Origin of the sequence: Microcystis sp. LE19-84.1B (genome assembly GCF_027531875.1) — a bacterium.
GTDB lineage: Bacteria > Cyanobacteriota > Cyanobacteriia > Cyanobacteriales > Microcystaceae > Microcystis > Microcystis panniformis.
Genome location: NZ_JAPZSR010000395.1, coordinates 1 through 1,814, shown reverse-complemented (window position 1 = coordinate 1,814; position 1,814 = coordinate 1). Strand labels below are relative to the sequence as shown.

The 1,814-nt window shown below is 39.1% G+C and carries 3 protein-coding genes and 2 pseudogenes; 2 read left to right on the top strand and 3 right to left on the bottom strand.

Annotated features, from left to right (window positions below; translation table 11 throughout):
* A partial coding sequence (locus O9324_RS22190; protein WP_502846598.1) for a hypothetical protein occupies nucleotides 1–213 on the top strand: 213 nt, incomplete at its 5' end.
* A 270-nt stretch (nucleotides 214–483) separates the two neighbouring features.
* Here O9324_RS22190 and O9324_RS22185 read toward each other — a convergent pair.
* From O9324_RS22185 to O9324_RS22175, 3 genes and pseudogenes are all read right to left on the bottom strand, one after another.
* Complete coding sequence (locus O9324_RS22185) at nucleotides 484–732, bottom strand: BrnA antitoxin family protein (protein ID WP_287725992.1); 249 nt, start codon at nucleotides 730–732, stop codon at nucleotides 484–486.
* Nucleotides 707–991, bottom strand: coding sequence for a BrnT family toxin (locus O9324_RS22180; protein ID WP_287725991.1), 285 nt, complete (start codon nucleotides 989–991; stop codon nucleotides 707–709). Before O9324_RS22180 ends, O9324_RS22185 begins: the two co-directional genes overlap by 26 nt.
* Before the next feature lie 129 nt (nucleotides 992–1,120).
* Nucleotides 1,121–1,345, bottom strand: a pseudogene (locus O9324_RS22175) (transposase family protein); the annotation flags it as partial.
* A 172-nt stretch (nucleotides 1,346–1,517) separates the two neighbouring features.
* On the opposite strand from O9324_RS22175, the pseudogene O9324_RS22170 reads away from it, so the two are divergent.
* Nucleotides 1,518–1,814: pseudogene (locus O9324_RS22170) on the top strand (IS4 family transposase); the annotation flags it as partial.

Below are 1,814 nucleotides of genomic sequence, written 5' to 3'. Positions count from 1 at the left end.
AGTTTAGCTGGACTCTATGAAGGAAATCCTAAACGCGCCACTAATCGTCCCACAGCCGAAAAGATGTTAAGGGCTTTTAATAACATCACTTTGTACATCCATCGAGAGGATTCAAGAGAAATTTCTGCCCTTAACTTCGTACAACAACAAATCTTAAGGTTAATGAATATAGAGGAGTCTATTTATACTACTGACTACTTGGCTTCGGGATGAAACCGAGTCAGTCCGAGTCGCTCAATCCTTTATTGGGTAAGCTTTTTAACCTGTTTGACCCCCTCTTGCTCGAAAAAATGAGCGAACGATGAGTACAAGATCAGGGCGATCGCACTTTTATTCAGCAAGCCCCAAGTAGAATTTGTTGAGATGATGGTGTTGGGTTTCGCTCAAGCAAATCGATAAGTTGTCTTATAAGGTAGGAAGCGCGATCGCCTTATCCACCAAATGGGCTACACTAGTCAGCGATCGCACTAAATTTGTATTAGTTTACTTTTGATAATGCTCGACATAGGAACGCAGAACGGTATTAATCATCGTTTGATAGTTTTTACCTCGGCTTTTAAACCAATCCAAAATATCTTCGTCTATCCCAATCGAGATGGCTTTTTTCGTGATGGGTTTGACCAGTGTGGCGTTGGACCAGAAATGATCGTCGAGTTCGGGTATATCAGATGTATCTATGGCGGAGTCGGGGATATTTTCGATTTCTTTAAGTCGTTCGTCGGAGATAGTCATTGTATTGTTTCCTTTCTTTGGGTGTGGCTTTTCGGGCGGAAATTAGGCGGATTTTGCCGTTTCTATCAGTATAGATCGCGGTGACGATAACAGTACCTCGGATGGTACCGATACCGATCTCTCGTATTTCTCCATAGTTATAACGGTCATCGATCGCAGTGAAGTAAATCCCTTGAAAGATTTCTTTGGCTTCTTCAAAGTTTATCCCATGTTTTTGTTGATTCTGTCGATTTTTGTTTTCATCCCATTCAAATTCCATTAGCATCTATAAAATATATATACAAAATCGATAAGTTGTCTTATAAGGTAGGAAGTGCGAGCGCCTTATTCACCAAATGGGCCTGGTGCGTTCCCAATACCTGAATCATAAGATCTCTTGCAAAAGTAATCAAGATATATCCTTTTGTCGGTAACGAAGTTCGTAATTGTAGATACCAGCAATCAAATTCAATCTCAGACCAAATCGCCGTCGGCGATTTCTGTATCTTGATGAAAGTATCCGAAATATTTTGAGACGACGATGAATATGTTCTATAACTAGGCGCCGTTGTGATAACTGACGGTTGGCTTTTTTTGGCTCTTTACTTAGTTTTTCTTTTTTCTTTTTTTTCTGACAGGGGGACAAGCAAGCTGAAAAGCTTATGTAGCATGGAATACAGACACAGACTCCCAAAAAAGATAAGTCATATTTACTATACATGACCTAAATAACGAAAATGATAAGTGAACTATACCAGAAAGTCTTAGAGAATGAACTGGGACGAGCCAGATATCTACTGTTGTTAATGATAGTTGGAACCTGGCAAATACTAAAGCAAGCTAAGTTAGAGATATTAGCAGAAGCATTACCAATACCGATCCTGTTTGAGAGTCGGAGAAAAAAACTAAAAAGATTTTTAAAGCTGGAAAATCTGAATATTGAAAAAATCTGGTTTCTCTGCTTAAAAGAGATGTTAAAACAGCAGGAGAGATTCACAATAAAAGGATTAGTATATATTGCCATAGACCGAACGAGTTGGGGAGCAATTAATATCTTGATGGTGAGTCTAATTTATGACAAGAGAGCCATCCCAATCTATTGG